19 protein-coding genes are annotated in these 22,016 nt (G+C 51.8%); all 19 read right to left on the bottom strand.

All coding sequences use genetic code 11. The features are described 5' to 3' along the window. Complete coding sequence (gene gmd / locus BW43_RS08645) at window positions 1–1,125, bottom strand: GDP-mannose 4,6-dehydratase (RefSeq protein ID WP_032888934.1); 1,125 nt, start codon at window positions 1,123–1,125, stop codon at window positions 1–3. Between the two features lie 30 nt (window positions 1,126–1,155). Beyond that, on the bottom strand, window positions 1,156–2,115 hold the full coding sequence (locus BW43_RS08650) for a GDP-mannose 4,6-dehydratase (protein WP_032888932.1): 960 nt from the start codon (window positions 2,113–2,115) through the stop codon (window positions 1,156–1,158). Window positions 2,116–2,119: 4 nt separating this feature from the next. After that, on the bottom strand, window positions 2,120–3,223 hold the full coding sequence (locus BW43_RS08655; protein ID WP_032888930.1) for a glycosyltransferase family 1 protein: 1,104 nt from the start codon (window positions 3,221–3,223) through the stop codon (window positions 2,120–2,122). Window positions 3,224–3,337: 114 nt separating this feature from the next. Beyond that, the gene (locus BW43_RS08660) at window positions 3,338–4,837 is read right to left on the bottom strand and encodes an oligosaccharide flippase family protein (protein ID WP_032888928.1); all 1,500 of its coding nucleotides are present in this window, start codon (window positions 4,835–4,837) and stop codon (window positions 3,338–3,340) included. Between the two features lie 143 nt (window positions 4,838–4,980). Further along, window positions 4,981–5,292 carry a hypothetical protein gene (locus BW43_RS28840; RefSeq protein WP_032888926.1) on the bottom strand — a complete coding sequence of 104 codons (312 nt, stop codon included), beginning with the start codon at window positions 5,290–5,292 and terminating at the stop codon, window positions 4,981–4,983. Beyond that, window positions 5,265–6,236: an NAD(P)-dependent oxidoreductase gene (locus tag BW43_RS28465; protein ID WP_081797764.1), complete on the bottom strand. Its 972-nt coding sequence runs from the start codon at window positions 6,234–6,236 to the stop codon at window positions 5,265–5,267. The genes BW43_RS28840 and BW43_RS28465 overlap by 28 nt, the downstream gene beginning before the upstream one ends. Beyond that, complete coding sequence (locus tag BW43_RS28460; protein ID WP_081797762.1) at window positions 6,229–7,284, bottom strand: glycosyltransferase family 4 protein; 1,056 nt, start codon at window positions 7,282–7,284, stop codon at window positions 6,229–6,231. The genes BW43_RS28465 and BW43_RS28460 overlap by 8 nt, the downstream gene beginning before the upstream one ends. Next, on the bottom strand, window positions 7,281–8,090 hold the full coding sequence (locus tag BW43_RS0127640; RefSeq protein WP_050442853.1) for a glycosyltransferase family 2 protein: 810 nt from the start codon (window positions 8,088–8,090) through the stop codon (window positions 7,281–7,283). Before BW43_RS0127640 ends, BW43_RS28460 begins: the two co-directional genes overlap by 4 nt. Before the next feature lie 15 nt (window positions 8,091–8,105). Further along, entirely contained in the window at window positions 8,106–9,161 is a 1,056-nt protein-coding gene (locus tag BW43_RS08665; protein WP_155989978.1) for a hypothetical protein, read from the bottom strand. Window positions 9,162–9,933: 772 nt separating this feature from the next. Continuing rightward, complete coding sequence (locus tag BW43_RS08670) at window positions 9,934–10,179, bottom strand: lipopolysaccharide assembly protein LapA domain-containing protein (protein ID WP_032888920.1); 246 nt, start codon at window positions 10,177–10,179, stop codon at window positions 9,934–9,936. A 32-nt stretch (window positions 10,180–10,211) separates the two neighbouring features. Then, a complete protein-coding gene (gene ihfB, locus BW43_RS08675; RefSeq protein WP_032888918.1) occupies window positions 10,212–10,508 on the bottom strand; it encodes an integration host factor subunit beta in 297 nt (98 codons plus the stop codon). A 132-nt stretch (window positions 10,509–10,640) separates the two neighbouring features. Then, a complete protein-coding gene (locus BW43_RS08680) occupies window positions 10,641–10,925 on the bottom strand; it encodes a hypothetical protein (protein ID WP_032888916.1) in 285 nt (94 codons plus the stop codon). 146 nt (window positions 10,926–11,071) lie between these two features. Then, a complete protein-coding gene (gene rpsA / locus BW43_RS08685) occupies window positions 11,072–12,757 on the bottom strand; it encodes a 30S ribosomal protein S1 (RefSeq protein ID WP_027604177.1) in 1,686 nt (561 codons plus the stop codon). A gap of 120 nt (window positions 12,758–12,877) precedes the next feature. Further along, the gene (cmk, locus tag BW43_RS08690; protein WP_003172653.1) at window positions 12,878–13,567 is read right to left on the bottom strand and encodes a (d)CMP kinase; all 690 of its coding nucleotides are present in this window, start codon (window positions 13,565–13,567) and stop codon (window positions 12,878–12,880) included. Then, window positions 13,564–15,774 (bottom strand): bifunctional prephenate dehydrogenase/3-phosphoshikimate 1-carboxyvinyltransferase, encoded by a 2,211-nt coding sequence (locus tag BW43_RS08695; protein ID WP_032889287.1) that lies wholly within the window; start codon window positions 15,772–15,774, stop codon window positions 13,564–13,566. The genes cmk and BW43_RS08695 overlap by 4 nt, the downstream gene beginning before the upstream one ends. 28 nt (window positions 15,775–15,802) lie before the next feature. Then, window positions 15,803–16,915 (bottom strand): histidinol-phosphate transaminase, encoded by a 1,113-nt coding sequence (hisC, locus tag BW43_RS08700; RefSeq protein ID WP_032888914.1) that lies wholly within the window; start codon window positions 16,913–16,915, stop codon window positions 15,803–15,805. A 9-nt stretch (window positions 16,916–16,924) separates the two neighbouring features. Beyond that, a complete protein-coding gene (gene pheA / locus BW43_RS08705) occupies window positions 16,925–18,019 on the bottom strand; it encodes a prephenate dehydratase (RefSeq protein ID WP_003172650.1) in 1,095 nt (364 codons plus the stop codon). Further along, a complete protein-coding gene (gene serC, locus BW43_RS08710; protein WP_032888912.1) occupies window positions 18,019–19,104 on the bottom strand; it encodes a 3-phosphoserine/phosphohydroxythreonine transaminase in 1,086 nt (361 codons plus the stop codon). The genes pheA and serC overlap by 1 nt, the downstream gene beginning before the upstream one ends. 110 nt (window positions 19,105–19,214) lie before the next feature. Then, window positions 19,215–21,875: a DNA gyrase subunit A gene (gyrA, locus tag BW43_RS08715; RefSeq protein ID WP_032888910.1), complete on the bottom strand. Its 2,661-nt coding sequence runs from the start codon at window positions 21,873–21,875 to the stop codon at window positions 19,215–19,217. Between the last annotated feature and the right edge of the window lie 141 nt (window positions 21,876–22,016).

Genomic DNA, 22,016 nt, shown 5'->3' with positions numbered 1-22,016 from the left:
TTAATTCTCCAACGACACCGGCAAATCGTAACCATGATTCTTCAGCAGCGCGTGACGCTGGGCGACTTTCAAGTCTTCGCGAACCATTTCAGCACACATCTCCTGGGCGGTAATTTCTGGCACCCAACCCAGCTTTGTTTTCGCTTTGGTAGGGTCGCCAAGCAGCGTTTCAACTTCAGCAGGGCGGAAATAGCGCGGGTCGACACTAACCAGTACATCTCCGACTTTCAGCGCAGGTGCCTTGTCGCCAACAATAGATTCCACGATGCCACGCTCATCTACGCCAGTGCCCTCAAAACGCAAGGTCAGTCCCAGTTCAGCGGCAGACCAGCGAATGAACTCACGCACCGAGTACTGAACGCCGGTTGCGATAACAAAATCTTCGGGAACATCTTGTTGCAGCATCATCCATTGCATACGAACATAGTCTTTCGCGTGACCCCAATCGCGAAGCGCATCCATGTTGCCCATGTAGAGACACTGCTCAAGTCCCTGAGCAATATTTGCCAAGCCACGAGTGATTTTACGGGTCACGAAAGTCTCACCACGTCGTGGTGACTCGTGATTGAAAAGAATCCCGTTACATGCGTGCATGCCATAGGCTTCGCGGTAATTAACCACGATCCAGTAGGCATAAAGTTTGGCAACGGCGTACGGCGACCGTGGATAAAAAGGGGTGGTTTCCTTTTGTGGGGTCTCTTGTACCAAGCCATAGAGTTCAGAGGTGGAGGCTTGGTAGAAACGGGTTTTTTTCTCAAGCCCAAGCAAACGAATGGCCTCAAGAATTCGCAGCGTACCCATCGCATCGACATCAGCAGTGTATTCCGGCGACTCAAAGCTCACAGCCACATGTGACTGTGCTCCCAGATTGTAAACCTCGTCGGGCTGAACTTCCTGAATAATACGGGTCAGGTTCGACGAGTCAGTAAGGTCCCCGTAATGCAAGATAAAACGCTGATTATCAACATGCGGATCCTGATAGATATGATCAACACGCTGCGTATTGAAGGACGATGCGCGTCGTTTGATGCCGTGAACTTCATAGCCTTTTTCCAGCAAAAGTTCAGCCAAGTACGAGCCATCTTGGCCAGTGATCCCAGTAATTAACGCTTTTTTCAGGGTCATATCTACGTCCTAAAATTCTTAGATTTACTATTAAATCGCATTTAACATGCTGGTAATGACATCAGGCATCGTCGACTGGGCTTTCCACCCCAAGACCTGCTCGGCCTTAGCGGGGCAAGCTCGACTGACCAATAGATCAGTAGGCCTGAAAAATTCAGTGGATTGATCGACATAAGCCTTCCAATCGAGGCCCAACTGTGTAAACGCCTCAGCAACAAAGGTTTCAAGCGTATGGGTTTGACCCGTGGCTATCACAAAATCGCTCGGCTCATCACACTGCAGCATCCTCCACATCGCATCGACATACTCTGAGGCGGCCCCCCAATCTCGAGCGATATCCAGGCGTCCAAGAGTTAATCGCTCATCAGAGCCAGCAGCAATTCGTTTCGCTGTCGTTACAATTTTTTGTGTTACAAATCTAGAGGGGCGCAATGGAGATTCGTGATTAAACAAGATCCCTGTACAGGCGAAGAGATTATAAGCTTCACGATAGTTATCGACCAACCAGAACGCCGAAGACTTAGCCACTGCATAAGGGCTACGAGGGTGGAACGCCATCCCCTCAGCGGCGGGCTCACCGTTGGTATCCCCAAAACACTCACTTGATCCTGCTTGATAAAAGCGAATCGGACGCTCTGTCATCCGGCAGGCCTCAAGCATATTGAGCGTACCCAAGGTAATACTCTGGATCGTTTCGGCGGGCTGCTCAAAAGACAAACCAACCGACGACTGCCCCGCCAGATAATAGACTTCATCAGGCTGACTGCGCTTGAGAGCCATGAAAACGCTTCGAAAGTCTTCAGGCACCATCGACAGCAGTTTCACCTGAGGAAAGATATCCAGTCGCTTGAGATTGACGAATGAAGATCCCTGCGCATCCCGAGAAGTACCCCAGACGGTATAGCCCTTGCTAAGCAACAGCCTCGCGAGATAAGCACCATCCTGGCCGCTCACACCGCAAATCAGGGCGGTTTTTTCTGAGTATTCCAAAGTATTACCTTTGTAATGAATTATAGATCGATAGTGTTTCCTGGCCACACCGCTGCCATGAGAAATGGTTTAAGCGCTCAAGACCGAGCCCCACCAACCTCGCAACTTCGCTGTCAGAGTAAACCACTCTCTCTATCGCCACAGCCATTTCGTCATCATTACCGGGGTCAAAAAAAGCCCCCGCATTGCCGATGATCTCAGGCATGGAACTGGTGCTGCTGCTGACAACAGGACAAGAGTGCGCCATTGCCTCTAAAGGTGGAAGACCGAAGCCCTCATAAATAGAAGGATAAACAAAGGCCTTTGCACCCTCATAGAGCTGCCCCAGCAACGCATCATCACCGCCGATCTGCCGCACCTGACCCGCACTAAAACCAAGACTTTGCATCAACGCCTGTTCGTCTTGAGAAAACTCTCCGCCGCCAAAAGCGACAATATCAAAATCGGACTTTAATCGCTTGGAGCGTGCTACGGCACGGAGCAATCCGGCGAAATTTTTGTAAGCGTAGCGTGCGCCGACATACAGCAAATAGGGCCTGGGCAAATCGCAATATTTTTTATCCGAAACTTTTTTAAATTGCTCAAAGCCTAAATGAACGACTGACAACTTACTCTCGGGGACTGCAAACAACCGCATAAGGTCCTGACGTGTGCTTTCCGAAATGCAAATAACGTGATCAGCACGCTCGACAGCCTGCTGCTTGAGCGCGGTCGTTTTATCTTGAGATGAAAAGCTTTCGGGATACAATTCATGGATCATATCGTAAACCGTTAGTACGACCGGGCACTTCTCCGAGACAAAACTTGGGCGGCGACTGTAATAGGTCTCATGCACTACCTGAGGCTGCCAACGACTCATTTCCGACCGCCCTTTAAGGCGGTTGTAAGCGAGTATCAGCCGAGCCGTATGAGGCGGGTATTTTTCCATCCAGCGGCCACGAACAATTCCCTCGGGTAACTCCTTCAGATAGGCATTGCGATGAAGAGGTGAGAAAATACCCACATCATTACCCGCGCCAACCATCTGCTCGGCGATACGAGCAAAATAACGAGAGATCCCCCCATAATTTTGCAATGAGAATATTTGGTGATCGAACGCAACTCGCATATATCTGTTCCCGAAAGAAAACAAAGCCCAATCTGTTTAAAATCGAGCTTGCATTGCATTAAATTTCGAACGACTACTTATCAAAGTAAGCCTATCATTTATGTAAAACCTATATCACACCGCATTTCGCCAAGTTATCTTTCGAATATCAAGACTAAAAACAAACAAACGAAGTGCCACTGCAATATAAGTTATCCCTAGCGACAACAACATCACAACGGGATTATCGATAGCGAGTAGATCAAAAACGCTTTTAAAAAAATAGAGTAGCGAAACCGAAATAACCAACGGAATAAAAATGGCGTCTATGTACCAGGTCTTCGCAGGTTTAATATTTAACTTCTTAAAGACAATCGGAGGACAGAAGGTAAAAAAACCGATATTCAATAATAGCCAAGGCCAAGCACTGCCCGCCAAGCCATAAGAGGCAGCCAAATAATACGTTAATGGAACCACAAGAACGGCAGCTATAAAGTTTTGCCAGACGCTGAAACGCGTCCATCCGTGAGCTAATTGCAATGCATAAGGCATATTCATGAATGAATGAATCATGGTGCCGAGAACCAGTATCATCAAGGGCCCACTCGCCGCAGCGGCGATATGTTGATCCTGCGTCCATAACGAAAGCACCTGATGACTGTAAAATGCAATCCATACAGAAAACGGTATTACCAACATCGACAGTATTTGACTCGCCCTAATATAATAGCCAAATGCCTCTACGGCACTACCAGAAGCAACAGATGCCACTATCTTCGGGTAATAAGCATTGAAAACTGGAGATATAAGCCTGAAAGCGATCGTACCCAGCGTCCAAGCGAGCATGTAATAACCAAAATCTGTTAATGACAACGTCTTTGACAAAACTATCTTATCCGCTTGCATAAGTAGAAACGCAAGTGCATTCGTCGCCCCTACTCCCACTGCAAAACCTCGAAGGCGGCGAAGCGTATCAAGAGAGAAAGAAATAGAATCCGTCCAGCCTACCAACTCGCGAATGAGTTGAATACGCAAAATAAAAACAGTCAAAAGATTTATTACGCACTGCCAAATAAAAAACCATTCAACCGTTGGAGAAACCAGCCACAAGACCAACACCGTTCCACCCGAACGGAAAGTCGCAAAGATGGAAGTTGCAATATTTAATTCAACCTGCTTTTGAAGACCTGTAAGAGCACCATAGTAAAATGCTATAGGAAACTGAAGAACAAGCGCCCCACCCATTACTCTTAACGATTGAGTCACAGAATCCAGCTTATCAGGACTTATATCCAACCAATAATTGGAAATCAGCGGCGCTAACAATATCACCACCGCACCAGCAGTGAGTGCAATACCCCAAAAAACCCACTCAACACTTCTCAACAATAGAATAACTTTTTTCTTTTCCAGCGACGAAGCCGACTCATAAACAGAGGCCTCTTTAGTTGCCACAGCACCAAATCCGCCATCAAGCATCGAAATAGCAGAAGATAGAATTACGAAAAAGCCTATTAACCCGTAACCCTCAATACCAATAAACTTAAGATACAAGGGTACGAAACAGATACCCATAAGAGCAGCCCAACCCTGCCCCAAAAAATTTGCCGCTACATTTTTAAGAACGCTATTCATGCGGCATAACCCTTTAACACATAAATCTTACTTCAAAAAAACTCATCCTAGAAACCATTCGATTATATTTACTGATAAATAATGGCTCTAGAAATACAAGTATATAGTCAACGCTGGCTCTGAAAGCCTCTACCCATGAACGCTTACAAGAAGCTACTAGGTCCGACAGCGGGATTCAAGACCGCCACGAACACATCTTCAGCAACACCAATAACTTTAGCATGATCTTGACACACTGAAAAGTCTTGAGAAATTACAGATTTGAAATTCAAGGGCTCTCCGGCGCAAGCACAGTAAAGTTTCGTTATTCGACGATCAAACCAGCCCATACTCAGGCGCTGGACACTGACACTATAAACACCCAGAAAACCAAAAATATATACGAATCTTAGAGCGCAGCCCAACGCAACATCGGCCAGCTGAATTATTAACTGGCCGAGGAGTTCGTTAGCCATGACAGCGTCTTTTTAATACCTTCCTGCTTATCCACAACAGGATAACAATTTGACTTCTCGGCTGGAGAACAATCCACTACATTATTAGTTGTCATATTCTTCAGACGAAAACTACTAAACGGAAATCTCAATCCTACTGAGTTGCAAACGTCACCAATCAACGCCAAGAAATAGAAAAAAAACATCGGTGCTTTAACTGGACGTCTAACGCCTGCAAGCGATGCGATACTCAAACTCCATTCATCTACATTCAAAGGCTTCGCATCACCTATGTAATAATATTCGACCGCATCATTTGGCTGCTGAGAAATTGAAATCATCTGATTTACGCAATTCTCGACATACCCATACGTCTTTGTACTTGATTTTTTTCCAATTCTAATATATCGACCAGCAAGCACTATGTCGAAGAAGTTACGGTACGGCTCTCCGAACCAAGGCCCCCAAATAGATGTAGGCCTTACAATAGAACATCTAGGGATGCGATCGATCCATTTCTTGACAATGCACTCCCCTTGGACCTTACTCTTCCCATAAACTGTAGTTGGAGAAACATCTTCTATTGACGATGGTATGTGACCTGCTTTACAAACCAACATACTGGAAGCGAAGACTGCATGCTTAACGTAGTCCACCGAAGACAGTACCGAGCACAAGTTCTCGACACCTACAATGTTTTCGGGATAATCGTCCAAACTTTTGCCCCGGAGATCTGTACGTGCTGCGAGGTGAAAGACATAATCCGGCTTAAATGAATCAAAAGCCTCTCTGACACTATCCACATCGCAAATATCGCAGCAGAGATGAACATCAAGATTATCTAGATTTCTGGGCTGAGCCACATCCAAACTTATAACCTTATACCCTAATATCTTTAACCGACACACCAAGTTAGTCCCTATAAAACCGGACCCACCTGTAACTAGAACTTTGACATTAGCCACGCATTAGCTCCTCATAAACTTCAAGATAGTTCGATGCCATTGTAAAAGAACTATATTTTTCACAAGCAACACTCAGAACAACCGAGCCTTTTGACTCTTCGGCCAAACTTTGCACAACCGCAGCATTAAGACCGATAATATCGTCTAGTTCAAAAAAAGAAACCGCACCCTCATCAAAAAGCTCGCGAAAGATTGGAATATCAGAGCACACTATTTTCTTTGAGTGGAGAGCCGCTTCAATCAGAGCAAGCCCAAAGCCTTCAGAACGAGAAGGCATCGCAAATATATCAAAAAAAACATTGCACTGATGTGCATAGGGGATTGATGAAATAAAAACACAGCGACTATCGACGCCTAGAGAAACACTAAGATCCTGTAAGATATTTTTCTCTGGACCGTCACCAATAACCACAAGCCCCAGCCTAGTATTAAGAGCCAACAATCTCACTAACTGATCGACACCTTTTGTTGCGGTGAGCACACAGTACGTACCTAATAAAAAATCAACCTTGTTTTTCAGCTTATTTATCTCAGCGGCACACCAATCTTCGATCAATTCATAATTAACAACGATATCTCTACCATTGTAGACCCGAGATAGTTTTTTGTTATATGAAAACCTAGAGTAGTACTGCATAGAATGATCACTTAACACGACAAGGCGGTCATGCCTCGTCCAGCAAACATTCCAAACGAAACTAAACACAACGGAAACAAATTTATTGTAATGAAAATAAAGCTCCTTCTCTACGTAATTATGCAGCGTACTCACGTAGCGAACACTCGAAAATAATGATTTATTTTTAAATACAAATGCATCAGCCCTCAAGAGATGGGAATGAACTATGTCATAACCCGAAAAATCAAATTTTTTATAAAAACTCACTCGCTCGAATCTTACGCCTTCCAAAAAACCTATATCGACACGCTCATCAAAATAAAGAACGGTGACATCGTGCCCACGACGAAGCATCTGCTCGCACAATTGCAAGGCTACTAGAATAGGGGCCTTATTGACGATTGCAGGAACCACATAGCAGATTTTCATTTCTTCACAATCCCACCATAAATGGACAGCAGTTTCATTACTCCACGATCACCCAAAACACAGCTCATCAAAAAAATAACCAACCGTTTTATGAAAATTCCGTCAACTAGATACAACGGAGTTAATGCCAACTCTTTTCGAAGCCTAAAATTTTCACGAATGATCGACATCATCAAGCTTGGCTTATTACTGAGCCCTCCCACTCGGTGGGACACGATAGAGAAAGGATAGAACCCTGCATCGCTACCGACGAGAGCGCGTAAAATAAAATGATAGTCACCTATTACCTTATAACTCTCATTAAACCCGCCGATTTTCTCAAATAAGGATACATGATGAAAACAACCAGGATGACGAATGGTCATCCTCTTGGATAAATCATTTTTTGCCTCACTCCAAGGAACTCCAACCTCATCAATCAAGCCGCCAGATTGATCGACGAGTATATTTCTACCGTAAACCAACCTCAAACCCTGCCGATCCGCGGCGTCAAGATATTCAAGCACGGAGGATAACGCGGACGGAGAGCTGAAATAGTCATCACTGCCCATAAACACTATCCATTCAGCATTCACCTGCTTCAATGCTTTATTCCAGGCGCTATATACTCCAGAGTCTTTTTCACTGGAGAATCGGACGAAGTCATATTCACTTAAAATCGCCAGCGTATCGTCAGTGCTACCGCCATCCTGAACATACAAATCTACATCTTCAAAATCTTGCGCTTGAATGCTATCTAAACATTCGCGCAGCGTACGCCCACTATTATAAGTAGCAATAACAATCCCGATTTTAGCCTTAGCCATTACTACTCGCCCCAATTAATGTGTGCCGATTGCGCCGGAAGCCTTAACTCGCAACGCAACAGCTTGACAGTACACCCGATCATAAAAACCAGTTATTATCATAAAAAAGACAAAATGGTATTTATAAAAATACATAACATTACCAAACGAGCCAACTACGACAAATACTATTAAAAAAGCCCTCGCCACTGAGTCTTTGTTTCTTCGGTAGCTGTAGAGAATCAATGCCAGAAAAAAAACAACACCTAAAACCCCCGCCTCTAGTGCAGCACTTAGTAAAAAATTATGTGCTGGATAATTTATCCCGGAGTAAGCGAATATCACTTGGCGCTCTGTACCAATTCCATATCCATATGGATTATCAATAAATGCTTGTAATGCAGTGCTATATAGGGCTTCTCGTGTCGGGTCAAATTCAGCAAAATTTAAACTATAACTCGCTATTAAACCACCAGCTGCCAAGCACACAAAAAACAAATACGCTATTTTTAGTTTTGAAAAACAAAGAAAGACGGATGCTATTAAAATGGCAAGCAGGTCCCCCTTGGACAAAAGCATTATCGAAGGCAACAGCATAATAGCAGAAAGCAAAATGTATACTTTATTTCTAGTTACCTGGAACTTTAACAAGTTCAGATAGATCGACAATAGCAAAATCGTACCGACAGTGTTTATGTGCACACTCAAAAATGTGTTTTCACCATTAAAAAAGTCTTTGTAGTACTGTTGATTACCAAACAGCAGATCAAAAGAATAGCCGGATATAAAAATGAGATAGAAGACTATACATAAGGCGAAGACTGGCCCCCAACTGGCAATACCGTTAAGCATCTTCACCCTTTCGCCGTCAGACATAATTGACATAACAACAATGATTAGCACGATTTGAAGCAGGCGAAAGTAAACCTGATAATTAGTAACGAGACCACTATCCAATATAGCCAGCGTTCCATATGCAAAGTATAGAAATATTAAACCACAATACACCAATGGCCTAAACGCTATACGCCGAGTACAAAACAAAATAACAAAAATAAAAACAAGCAAAATCTCATCAAACTTATAGTTCACGCTACCAACGCTTAAAATCTTCAATGGGAAGACAATTAAGACACCGAGCATATAACATAGGTATTTCACACAGGCCTGCCGTGAATCGGTAAGTACGTAAATGTATGGATTTCATACATCATTGAATGAATCAATAGCAGCCCAGTGTAGTATTCAGCTATTATTCTCATAATCCATTTGCAGACAGCATTGACCCACCTACTGATCAAATCTGAATTACCTAGCTCTGATAGGTTTTTCATGATACTTAGCACACCAAGTTTTAGCACTGGGTCTTGAAGATTCGACGTTGAGCGCTAGTCATTACTACGCCTTGCCACTCAACTCTACTCAGTGAAGCAACAGCGACATAACAGCCACCCACGAGTGACCTCAAGGTGCAGGGCCTTAATTTCAACATCCTCGGCAGTGATTCGTTCGTTACCTGAGAAATGCCAACCCGATAAAATTGAGAACTGTACAGATAAAATAACTAGCGCCAGGTCCGATATCACTGAGAAGGCCATTTATTATAGTGCAAAACCTTTTATTCAACACAGAGCAACTACATTCGTAAAAGCTCTGAACTTACTGTAAGAATTATCTGAGCGGCTATGGCGAAAATTACGGCAGTGCACCGTACGCAATAGGAACAAGGAAAGGCAAGAGTGCGTAAAATTTCTTGATGACGAACCCATTCAAACCAATTAACAAGCAGCTATTTCCAATGGATTAAGCTCAGGATCAGCGAAGACGTCAGCCACATCCCGAAGGATGCTCCGCCCCCCGCCCTTCATAAGCGCTTGGCCGTACCAAGGTCACGCGGCGCAGCGCTTCGCTTAAACAGGCCTAAGAATGGACCGATTAACATGCCGATAATCAACGCAAATACAACAAACACGGCTACTGGGGCCTCACCGGTAGACCAACCAAAGAATGAGAGCACAACAGCCTGCTGATTTTCCAAAACAAACCCAACGACTGCAAAGGTAATGACCATTAAGACCACACCTAAAAGAATCCGTAATATTCTAGCCATAGCGTTCGCCTCCATAACAATAGATAGCCGAGTCAGACGCCGTCTTCCTCGTCTTCATTCACCCTATCCCTCAACTCCTTGCCCGGCTTGAAGTGAGGCACGAATTTCCCATCAAGGCTGACTGACTGGCCCGTCTTTGGATTACGACCTACACGAGGCGCACGATAGTGCAGCGAAAAGCTCCCGAACCCACGAATCTCAATACGATCCCCAGTGGCCAGGCACTGGGACATTTGCTCAAGCATGGTCTTGATAGCCAACTCAACATCTTTGGATGAGAGCAGTCCTTGGTGGGTGACAATTCGTTCGATCAACTCCGACTTCGTCATATTTTTCCCTTCTTTTTCAAGCAGCTAGGAAAAGCGCTTCGAAGGTTTTAGCATGACTTGATGAATTTGAACAGCCCATGTTTCAACTTATCTCCTGGCTGAATAAACATAAGTATCGAACAAGTAACGCGCCTAATTGCAGATCACAAGCATCGTGCGGGTGACAGCTCCAGCCGGGTTCAAGCCGAAAAAATAGTCGCCCTCTTCGTCCTTGGCGTCGCTTGACCGGGTGATGACCTTGTAGCCCTGCATCTTGCATTCGCGAGCGGCGCGCTGTTCGCACTTATCCCAATGATTACCAAGGCCAGAGCAATCGACCTCGATGCCGCTGACACCGCGCCTGGCGTGAGTTTTAGCGCTAGTGACAGAGCAGCCGACAAGCATTACCAATGCGAGCATCACGACAAGCTTGTTCATTGAGATCCTTATTCCGGGCGAGCTTTTTTCAAGGCTATAGTGACTCTGACACTGAGCCGCGCGCCTTGGTTCTCGTTTGTTAAATCAACAAATTCCAGGCACAAAAAAGGGCGACCGAAGTCGCCCTTTTTATAGCGTTACAGAACTTAGTTCTGTTTAGCCATTGCTTCGCGCAGCAGGGAGGCCATAGTGGTCTCGCCGGTTGCAGCTTCCGGAGCCGATTTCAGGCTCTGGATTGCTTCTTTCTCTTCAACTTCATCTTTCGACTTGATGGAGAGTTGGATCACGCGGCTCTTGCGATCAACGCTGATGATCTTGGCTTCTACTTCCTGACCTTCTTTCAGAACGTTGCGCGCGTCTTCAACGCGGTCACGGCTGATTTCGGAGGCTTTCAGAGTCGCTTCGATATCGTCGGCCAGAACGATGATGGCGCCTTTGGCGTCAACTTCTTTCACAGTGCCTTTAACGATTGCGCCTTTGTCGTTCTCTTGAACGTACTCGGAGAACGGATCGCTTTCCAGTTGCTTGATACCCAGGGAGATACGCTCACGCTCTGGGTCAACCGACAGGATAACGGTGTCCAGCTCGTCGCCCTTCTTGAAACGACGAACAGCTTCTTCGCCAACTTCGTTCCAGGAGATGTCGGACAGGTGAACCAGGCCGTCGATGCCGCCGTCCAGACCAATGAAGATACCGAAATCGGTGATCGACTTGATGGTGCCGGAGATTTTATCGCCCTTGTTGAACTGGCCAGAGAAATCTTCCCATGGGTTAGATTTGCACTGCTTGATGCCCAGGGAGATACGACGACGCTCTTCGTCGATGTCCAGAACCATAACTTCCACTTCGTCGCCGACTTGTACGACTTTCGAAGGATGGATGTTCTTGTTGGTCCAGTCCATTTCGGAAACGTGTACCAGGCCTTCCACGCCTTCTTCCAGCTCAGCGAAGCAGCCGTAGTCGGTCAGGTTGGTAACACGCGCGGTAACGCGAGTGCTTTCTGGGTAGCGAGCTTTGATAGCAACCCATGGATCTTCGCCCAGCTGCTTCAAGCCCAGGGAAACGCGGTTACGCTCACGATCGTACTTCAGAACCTTTACATCGATCTCGTCGCCAACGTTGACGATTTCGGAAGGATGCTTGATACGCTTCCAAGCCATATCGGTAATGTGCAGCAGGCCATCGACGCCACCCAGATCGACGAATGCGCCGTAATCGGTGAGGTTTTTGACGATACCTTTGACTTGTTGGCCTTCCTGCAGGGATTCCAGCAGAGCTTCACGCTCGGCGGAGTTCTCTGCTTCCAGAACGCTGCGACGGGAAACGACAACGTTGTTGCGTTTCTGGTCGAGTTTGATGACCTTGAATTCGAGTTCTTTGCCTTCCAGGTGCGTGGTGTCGCGCACAGGACGAACGTCGACCAAAGAACCTGGCAGGAACGCACGGATGCCGTTAACGTCGACAGTGAAGCCGCCTTTAACCTTACCGTTGATAACGCCCTTGACCACTTCTTCAGCTGCGAAGGCTGCTTCGAGAACAATCCAGCATTCAGCGCGCTTGGCTTTTTCACGGGACAGCTTGGTTTCACCGAAACCGTCTTCAACCGAGTCCAGAGCAACGTGAACTTCGTCACCGACATTGATTGTCAGATCGCCAGCATCGTTGTAGAACTGTTCCAGCGGGATCAGAGCTTCAGACTTCAGACCAGCGTGAACGGTTACCCAGCGAGCTTGGTAATCGATATCAACGATAACACCGGTGATGATGGAGCCTGCCTGAAGGTTCAGGGTTTTTAGGCTTTCTTCAAAGAGTTCCGCAAAGCTTTCGCTCATTTTAATTCCTGTTGATAAGGGCGAAGAATACGCCCATCTCCACACCCCAGACGGCGTGGGTCAGTTTCAGTTAAAAGAAGCCACCGCAGGACTATGACTGGTCTCCTGCGGCCTTCTTGATCACCCGGCGATATCGCGAATGGCGATTTCACTCAAGATGCGTTCCAGCACCTGCTCGATGGACAACTCCGTGGAATCCAACTGTATGGCATCAGCCGCCGGCTTTAGCGGGGCTACTGCACGCTGGGTATCACGCTCATCGCGTGCACGGATCTCATCTAGCAGACTCGACAGACTAACACCATCGACTTTGCCCTTCAACTGCAAGTAGCGCCGGCGAGCTCGTTCCTCGGCGCTGGCCGTCAGGAAAATCTTCAGCGGTGCCTCGGGAAACACTACAGTACCCATGTCGCGACCATCGGCCACAAGGCCCGGCGGCTCCTGAAAAGCCCGCTGACGCTGCAGTAACGCGTCACGCACAGCTGGGAGCGCGGCAACCTGGGATGCCCAGGAACCGACTTGCTCGTTGCGCAAATCATCCGTCACATCATCCCCTTCCAGGATGATGCGCTGGGGATGACCTTCCGTCGCCCCGACGAACTGCACATCTAGGTGCGCCGCCAGCAGCTTCAGGGACTCTTCATTGGTCAGGTCTACGCCATGGTTGCGTGCGGCAAACGCCAGCAACCGGTACAGCGCGCCGGAATCCAGCAGACACCAACCCAGGCGCTTGGCCAGGATGCCGGCGATGGTGCCTTTGCCCGAGCCGCTTGGCCCGTCGATGGTAATCACCGGTGCTTTGATATTCACAATTGAGCCTCTTGGGCAACACGGATGCCGACTTGGGCACACAGTGTAAGAAAATTCGGAAAGGACGTAGCAACATTGGCGCAGTCGCGGATACGGATCGGCGCAGTCGCCCGCAGGGACGCTACGCTGAACGCCATGGCAATCCGGTGATCGCCATGGGCATGGACTTCACCACCGCCCATCAGGCCACCGTCAATGATAATCCCATCAGGGGTAGCTTCACACTTCACGCCTAGCGTGAGCAGACCGTCGGCCATCACCTGAATACGGTCGGACTCCTTCACGCGCAACTCCTGAGCCCCACGCAAAACGGTCCGACCTTCAGCGCAGGCCGCCGCAATAAACAACACCGGAAACTCATCAATGGCCAACGGCACGAGCGCTTCTGGGATCTCGATCCCCTTCATAACGGCAGCACGCACACGCAGGTCTGCGACAGGTTCTCCACCGACTTCGCGCTGGTGCTCCAGACTGATATCTGCCCCCATCAGCCGCAGGATATCAATCACCCCGGTACGGGTAGGGTTGATGCCGACATGTTCCAGCAATAACTCGGAACCCTCGGCAATCGACGCAGCCACCATAAAAAACGCCGCCGAGGAAATATCCCCCGGCACCTCAATACGGGTAGCAGTCAGCGTATGACCCGACTCAACCGCTGCGGTAGCACCCTGCACCCTCACGGGATAGCCAAAACCGCGCAACATGCGCTCGGTATGATCGCGAGTAGGTGCTGGCTCGGTCACTGCGGTCTTGCCTTTGGCGTATAGCCCGGCCAGCAACAAACAGGATTTGACCTGGGCGCTGGCCATCGGCAACACATAGTCCAAACCTTTGAGCGACTGCCCACCACGAATGGTCAGCGGTGGACGTCCTTGCGGCCCGGTTTCGATCACTGCGCCCATCTCCCGCAGCGGCTTGGCCACGCGGCTCATTGGGCGCTTGGACAACGACGCATCGCCAGTCAACACGCTGTCAAAGCTTTGCGCTGCCAGCATGCCGGACAACAGCCGCATGGACGTGCCCGAGTTCCCCAGGTAAATCGGCCCCGGCGCCGGCTTCAAGCCATTCAAGCCCACGCCATGAATGGTCACGCGCCCATGGTGCGGACCTTCAATGACCACTCCCATGTCACGAAACGCCTGCAAGGTCGCCAGAGCATCTTCGCCCTCAAGGAAGCCTTCGACCTCGGTCACGCCGTCGGCCAATGAGCCCAACATGATTGACCGATGAGAAATCGACTTATCGCCCGGCACACGGATGCGCCCGCTCAGGCGGCCACCCGGGTTGGCGACAAAGGTCAACTCGTCGGCGCTCACAGCGGTTTCCACATAGGCCCGGCGCGCCAGGATCTTGCTGAAATGCTCACGCGCCACCCGCGCACGGGTGAACACGCCCAACAATTGATGACCATCACCCGCATCCACTGCATCGCGCAGGGCGTCGAGATCACTGCGGAAAGTGTCCAGAGTACGCAACACCGCTTCGCGATTGGCGAGAAAGATGTCGTGCCACATCACCGGGTCGCTGCCGGCAATTCGCGTGAAATCGCGGAAACCACCGGCTGCGTAGCGGAAAATATCCAAGTTCTCATTGCGCTTGGCCAAAGAGTCCACCAGACCAAATGCCAGCAAATGCGGTAAATGACTGGTTGCCGCTAGCACTTCGTCATGGCGCTCGACTTGCATATGCTCGACGTCCGCCCCCAACTCACGCCACAGACGATCCACCACCGCCAACGCAGCGGGATCGGTTTGCTCCGACGGCGTCAGGATCACTTTATGCCGACGGAACAACTGCGCATTGGACGCCTCCACCCCGCTCTGCTCGGAACCAGCAATCGGGTGGCCCGGTACGAAGCGCGCGGGCATCCCGCCAAATGCCAGTTGCGCCGCGCGCACCACATTGCCTTTGGCACTGCCGACATCCGTGAGAATCGCCTGCCCCAAGTCCATACCCGCCAACAACGCCAGCAACTTCTCCATGGCCAGGATCGGTACCGCTAGCTGGATCACATCCGCGCCATGACACGCGAGCGCCAAGTCCGCTTCACAGCGGTCCACCACGCCCAGCTCAACCGCTAGCTTGCGCGATTGAAGGTCCAGGTCGACGCCGACCACTTCACCGCATAGCCCACTTTCACGCAGGCCTTTAGCGAAGGAGCCGCCGATCAACCCCAGGCCGACCACCACCAGGCGACCGATCATAGGCACAGCAGGTTGCAATGCAGTGACATCAACCACGAGCCAGAACCTTGGCCAGCGCTTCCAGGAAGCGGCTGTTTTCAGCCGGCAAGCCGATGGTGATGCGCAGGTGGTTGGGCATGCCGTAGTTAGCCACCGGACGCACGATCACACCTTCGCGCAACAGACCCTGGAAAACAGGCGCGGCCACTTGGCCGAGGTCGACGCATATAAAGTTGCCCTTGGACGGAATCCAGCCCAGGCCCAACTCACGCAAGCCTTCCTGCAACTGCAGCATGCCGTTTTCGTTGATGCGCCGACCTTCTTCCAGGTACTCGGCATCCTTCACCGCCGCACAAGCCGCCGCCAAGGCGAGGCTGTTGACGTTGAACGGTTGGCGTACTCGGTTCAGCACATCAGCTACCACCGCCGTGGACAGACCATAGCCAACCCGCAGCGAAGCAAGGCCGTAAGCCTTGGAGAAAGTGCGCGACACCAGCAGGTTCGGATACGCCGCCAGGAAATCCAGGCCGTCCGGCAGGTCGCTACCTTCTGCGTATTCGATGTAGGCCTCGTCCAGCACGACCAGCACGTGCTCGGGCACATCCTGCAGGAATTCGTTGAGCGCCTGCTCATCGAACCAGGTACCCGTCGGGTTATTCGGATTGGCGATGAACACGACGCGGGTCTGGGCGTCGATTGCTGCCAGCATCGCTGGCAAGTCATGCCCCCAATCCTTGGCAGGAATCACGCGCGCATCAGCACCGACGGCCTGAGTGACAATCGGGTAAACCGCGAACGCATGTTCACTGAACACCGCATTCAGGCCTGGCGCCAAGTAAGCGCGACCGACCAGCTCAAGGATGTCATTGGAGCCGTTACCCAGGGTCACTTGGTTCAGATCGACCCGGCACTTTTCCGCCAACAACGACTTCAGGGCGAAGCCGTTGCCATCCGGGTAACGGGTCAGCTCGGCCAGTTCCTCACGAATCGCCGCCAGCACTTTGGGGCTAGGGCCCAGCGGGTTCTCGTTGCTCGCCAGCTTGACGATCTTCGACGGATCCAGGTTCAACTCACGCGCCAGCTCGTCCACAGGCTTGCCCGGAACGTAAGGCGACAGTTGTTGCACGCCCGGCTGAGCCAGGGCGAGGAAGTTGCCACTCATGTTAACGCCTCACAAAACCGCTTTCGGGTAAGAGCCCAGCACCTTGAGCGCCACGGCCTCTTGACTGATTTTCTCCAGCACACCTTTGACCAGCGGGTCGCGGTGATGGCCAATGAAATCGATAAAGAACACGTACGTCCATTTACCGCTGCGCGAAGGACGAGTCTCGATGCGCGTCAGGTCAATCCCGTTGTCGTGAAACGGCACCAGCAGTTCATGCAGCGCGCCAGGCTTGTTGCTCATCGAGACGATGATCGAGGTCTTGTCGTCGCCGGTCGGCGGCACTTCCTGGCTGCCGATCATCAGGAAGCGCGTGGAATTGTCCGGACGGTCCTCGATTTTTTCGGCTAGACGCGTCAAGCCATAAAGACCTGCGGCCATATCACCGGCAATCGCCGCCGAGTTCCACTCACCTTTGACACGCTTGGCCGCTTCGGCGTTGCTGGATACCGCCACGCGCTCGACATTCGGGTAGTGGGCATCCAGCCACTTTCGGCACTGGGCCAGGGACTGGGCGTGGGAATAGATGCGGCTGATGCTGTCGGTCTTGGTGTTCTCGCCCACCAGCAGGTGATGGTGGATACGCAGCTCGACTTCGCCGCAGATCACCATGTCGTGCTCAAGGAAGCTGTCCAGGGTGTGATTGACCGCGCCTTCAGTGGAGTTTTCCACTGGCACCACGCCAAAATTCACCGCACCGGCCGCCACTTCACGGAACACTTCGTCGATGGCCGCCATCGGCTTGCTGATCACAGCGTGGCCGAAGTGCTTCATGGCCGCCGCCTGGGTAAACGTACCCTCAGGACCGAGATAAGCAACCTTCAGCGGCTGCTCAAGCGCCAGGCACGACGACATGATTTCACGGAACAACCGCGCCATCTCTTCGTTGCCCAGCGGCCCCTTGTTACGCTCCATCACGCGCTTGAGCACCTGAGCTTCACGCTCGGGGCGGTAGAACACCGGCACTTCGCCTTCAGCGAGGGACGCCATCTTCACCCGTGCCACTTCCTGGGCGCACCGCGCACGTTCACTGATCAGCTCCAGGACTTTCTCATCCAGGCTGTCAATGCGTACACGCAGGGCCTTGAGCTCTTGTTCAGACATTAGCCGTGTTCCTTTTCGAACTCTGCCATGTAGGCAACCAGCGCATTGATCGCGTGGATGTCGACAGCGTTATAGATGGAGGCGCGCATGCCACCCACCGAACGGTGGCCCTTGAGGTTCAACAGGCCGCGCGCGTCGGCACCGGCCAGGAATGGTTTGTCCAGACGGTCGTCAGCCAGGCGGAACGGCACGTTCATCCACGAGCGGTCGCTTGGATTGATGGGGTTGCTATACAGGCCGCTGGCGTCAATGAAGTCGTACAGGGTGCGCTTCTTCTCTTCATTGAGCTTGCCCATGGCGGCGACACCGCCCTGCTCTTTCAGCCACTCGAATACCAGGCCGGACAGGTACCAGGAGAACGCCGGCGGGGTGTTGTACATCGATCCGTTGTCGGCTGCGACCTTGTAGTTGAGCATGGTCGGGCACAGCGAACGGGCGCGGCCCAGCAGGTCTTCACGAACGATGTTAACCAGGATGCCACTTGGACCGATGTTCTTCTGCGCGCCGGCATAGATCATGCCGTACTTGGACACATCGATAGGCCGCGAGAGGATGTCCGAGGACATGTCGCACACCAGCGGAACGTCGCCGACTTCCGGCACCCAGTCGAACTCCAGGCCGCCAATGGTTTCGTTCGCGACGTAGTGCACGTAGGCCGCATCCTTCGACAGCTTCCATTCGTTCTGACCTGGGATGGCGAAGTAGTCGTAGGGCTTAGCGGTGCCGGCAACGTTGACGTGACCGTAGCGCGAGGCCTCTTCAATAGCCTTCTGCCCCCAGATACCGGTGTCGATGTAGTCGGCAGTGCCGTCTTCCGGCAGCAGGTTCAGCGGGATCTGGGCGAACTGCTGGCTCGCGCCACCCTGCAGGAACAGCACTTTGTAATCGGATGGAATGCCCAGCAAGTCGCGCAGATCCTGCTCGGCCTTGGTAGCAATGGATACGAACTCATCGCTGCGATGGCTCATTTCCATCACAGAGAGGCCTTTTCCATGCCAGTCGAGGAGTTCACCCTGCGCACGCTGCAGGACTGCTTCAGGAAGCGCCGCGGGACCGGCACAGAAGTTATAGGCTCTCTTGCTCACATCCAATCTCACTCTGATCTGGTGGGGTGGTGCAATAAATCGGGATTTCAATATTTCACAAGGGACAAACAACAAGGGGGCGAATCTTCATCCGCCCCCTTTGTGTCCGCTTATTCCTGCGGTTCTTCTTCGTCTGCGGCAGCATCGAGGGTTGGCTCGTCGACGATATCATCGCCACTCGCCATGACCTCACGTGCGAACTCGGCATCGGCCTCGTCCAGCTCTTCGCCTTCAACTTCCGATGGTTCCTGGACACGCTCCAGGCCTACCAGTGTCTCGTCGCTGGCCAGCTTGATGAGCGTCACGCCTTGGGTGTTGCGACCCAGGCTCGACACTTCAGCCACACGGGTACGTACCAGGGTGCCCTGGTCGGAAATCAGCATGATCTCCTCGCCGTCGAGCACCTGTACCGCGCCGACCAGACGGCCGTTGCGATCGTTGCTGACCATGGCAATAACGCCCTGGCCACCACGTTTGTACTCGGGGAACTCGCCGATGGCCGTACGCTTGCCATAACCACGCGCCGAAGCGGTGAGGATCTGGCTGCCTTCTTCCGGGATCAGCATCGAAATCAGCTTCTGCCCTTCCGGCAGACGCATGCCGCGCACACCGCGGGCGGTACGGCCCATGGCGCGAACGTCGGATTCCTTGAAGCGCGTGACCTTGCCGCCGTCGGAGAACAGCATGACTTCACGCTCGCCATCGGTGATGGCCGCGCTGATCAATACGTCGCCTTCGTCCAGTTCCAGGGCGATCAGGCCCACGCTGCGCTGGCGGCTGAAGGATTCGAGCGGGGTCTTCTTCACGGTGCCTTTGGCAGTTGCCATGAAGATGAAGTGACCTTCGGTGTATTCGTCTACCGGCAGCATGGTGGTGATGTATTCATCACTGTCCAGTGGCAGCAGGTTGACCAGCGGACGACCACGGGCGGCGCGGGACGCTTCCGGAATTTCGTAGGTTTTGAGCCAGTACACTTTGCCCTTGCTGGAGAACAGCAGCAGCGTGGTGTGGCTGTTGGCGACCAGCAGGTGAGCGATGTAGTCCTCATCCTTCACGCCAGTAGCCGATTTACCTTTACCGCCGCGACGCTGGGCCTGGTACGCAGCCAATGGCTGGGTCTTGGCATAGCCGCCGTGGGAGATCGTAACCACGCGCTCTTCTTCCGGGATCATGTCACCCAGGGTCAGATCGAGACGGGCATCGAGGATTTCGGTGCGGCGCACGTCGCCGTATTCGGCGCGGATTACTTCCAGTTCTTCGCGGATCACTTCCATCAGGCGCACGGCGCTGTTGAGGATGCGGATCAACTCGCCGATCTGGTTGAGAATTTCCTGGTACTCGGCCAGCAGCTTCTCGTGCTCAAGGCCGGTCAGACGGTGCAGACGCAGTTCCAGGATAGCCTGGGCCTGTTCCGGCGACAGGAAGTACTTGCCGTCACGCAGACCGTATTGCGGGTCCAGTGTCTCCGGGCGGCACGAGTCAGCACCGGCACGTTCGACCATCGCCACGACGGCGCTGGATTCCCACGGCATCTTGATCAGCGCTTCTTTCGCTTCCGATGGTGTCGGCGAGGCTTTGATCAGGGCGATAACCGGGTCGATGTTCGACAGCGCAACCGCCTGGCCTTCCAGAATGTGACCACGCTCGCGGGCCTTGCGCAGTTCGAATACGGTACGGCGGGTCACTACTTCGCGACGGTGACGCACGAAGGCTTCCAGCAGATCCTTGAGGTTCAGGATGCGCGGGCGGCCGTCGATCAGGGCAACCACGTTGATACCAAACACGCTTTGCAGCTGGGTCTGGGCATAGAGGTTGTTGAGGATCACCTCAGGCACTTCGCCACGACGCAGCTCGATCACTACGCGCATACCGTCTTTGTCGGATTCGTCGCGCAGCTCGGTGATGCCTTCGAGTTTCTTCTCTTTAACCAGCTCGGCGATCTTTTCGATCAGACGCGCCTTGTTCAACTGGTAAGGGAGCTCGGTGATGACGATTTGCTGACGGCCACCGACCTTGTCGATGTCTTCGATCATCGAGCGGGCGCGCATGTAAATGCGGCCACGGCCGGTGCGGTAGGCTTCGATGATGCCGGCGCGACCGTTGATGATCGCGGCGGTCGGGAAGTCCGGACCCGGGATGTACTGCATCAACTCATCGACGGTCAGCTCAGGGTTGTCGATGAGGGCCAGGCAACCGTCGATGACTTCACCGAGGTTGTGCGGCGGGATGTTGGTCGCCATGCCCACGGCGATACCGCTGGAACCGTTGACCAGCAGGTTGGGGATCCGGGTAGGCATGACAGCCGGGATCATTTCGGTGCCGTCGTAGTTCGGCACCCAGTCCACGGTTTCTTTGTGCAGGTCAGCCAGCAGCTCATGCGCCAGCTTGGTCATGCGCACTTCGGTGTATCGCATGGCAGCGGCGTTGTCGCCGTCGACGGAACCGAAGTTACCCTGGCCGTCTACCAGCAGGTAGCGCAGGGAAAACGGCTGGGCCATACGTACGATGGTGTCGTACACCGCAGTGTCGCCGTGAGGGTGATACTTACCGATCACGTCACCGACAACACGGGCAGATTTCTTGTACGGCTTGTTCCAGTCGTTACCCAGCTCGCTCATCGCGAACAGCACACGCCGGTGCACGGGCTTCAAGCCATCGCGCGCATCAGGCAGTGCCCGACCGACAATTACGCTCATCGCGTAGTCGAGGTAGGACTGTTTCAGCTCGTCTTCGATATTGACCGGGAGGATTTCTTTGGCCAGTTCGCCCATGAGAAGCCTGATTCCTTTTTCGGGTGAAACCTCGTCACATCCATATGGGACGAACGAAGCTCGCCGCTGCCGACAGAGTGCCTGACAACGACTTACGACAAATCAACGAGTTATGACACGGATCTGCACGTTATAGGCAAC

It is taken from the genome of Pseudomonas sp. RIT357, assembly GCF_000632245.1.
GTDB classification, from domain to species: Bacteria; Pseudomonadota; Gammaproteobacteria; order Pseudomonadales; family Pseudomonadaceae; genus Aquipseudomonas; species Aquipseudomonas sivasensis.
The sequence above is the reverse complement of the archived record's forward strand: the minus strand, read 5'-3'. Positions and strand labels throughout refer to the sequence as shown.

Excerpts from the sequence above, each read along its gene's own strand:
- gmd (WP_032888934.1), bottom strand. The coding sequence starts at position 1,125 with ATGACCCTGAAAAAAGCGTTAATTACTGGGATCACTGGCCAAGATGGC.
- BW43_RS08655 (WP_032888930.1), bottom strand. The coding sequence starts at position 3,223 with ATGCGAGTTGCGTTCGATCACCAAATATTCTCATTGCAAAATTATGGG.
- BW43_RS08660 (WP_032888928.1), bottom strand. The coding sequence starts at position 4,837 with ATGAATAGCGTTCTTAAAAATGTAGCGGCAAATTTTTTGGGGCAGGGT.
- BW43_RS28840 (WP_032888926.1), bottom strand. The coding sequence starts at position 5,292 with ATGGCTAACGAACTCCTCGGCCAGTTAATAATTCAGCTGGCCGATGTT.
- BW43_RS28460 (WP_081797762.1), bottom strand. The coding sequence starts at position 7,284 with ATGAAAATCTGCTATGTGGTTCCTGCAATCGTCAATAAGGCCCCTATT.
- BW43_RS0127640 (WP_050442853.1), bottom strand. The coding sequence starts at position 8,090 with ATGGCTAAGGCTAAAATCGGGATTGTTATTGCTACTTATAATAGTGGG.
- BW43_RS08670 (WP_032888920.1), bottom strand. The coding sequence starts at position 10,179 with ATGGCTAGAATATTACGGATTCTTTTAGGTGTGGTCTTAATGGTCATT.
- ihfB (WP_032888918.1), bottom strand. The coding sequence starts at position 10,508 with ATGACGAAGTCGGAGTTGATCGAACGAATTGTCACCCACCAAGGACTG.
- BW43_RS08680 (WP_032888916.1), bottom strand. The coding sequence starts at position 10,925 with ATGAACAAGCTTGTCGTGATGCTCGCATTGGTAATGCTTGTCGGCTGC.
- rpsA (WP_027604177.1), bottom strand. The coding sequence starts at position 12,757 with ATGAGCGAAAGCTTTGCGGAACTCTTTGAAGAAAGCCTAAAAACCCTG.
- BW43_RS08695 (WP_032889287.1), bottom strand. The coding sequence starts at position 15,774 with ATGATCGGTCGCCTGGTGGTGGTCGGCCTGGGGTTGATCGGCGGCTCC.
- hisC (WP_032888914.1), bottom strand. The coding sequence starts at position 16,915 with ATGAGTGGCAACTTCCTCGCCCTGGCTCAGCCGGGCGTGCAACAACTG.
- pheA (WP_003172650.1), bottom strand. The coding sequence starts at position 18,019 with ATGTCTGAACAAGAGCTCAAGGCCCTGCGTGTACGCATTGACAGCCTG.
- gyrA (WP_032888910.1), bottom strand. The coding sequence starts at position 21,875 with ATGGGCGAACTGGCCAAAGAAATCCTCCCGGTCAATATCGAAGACGAG.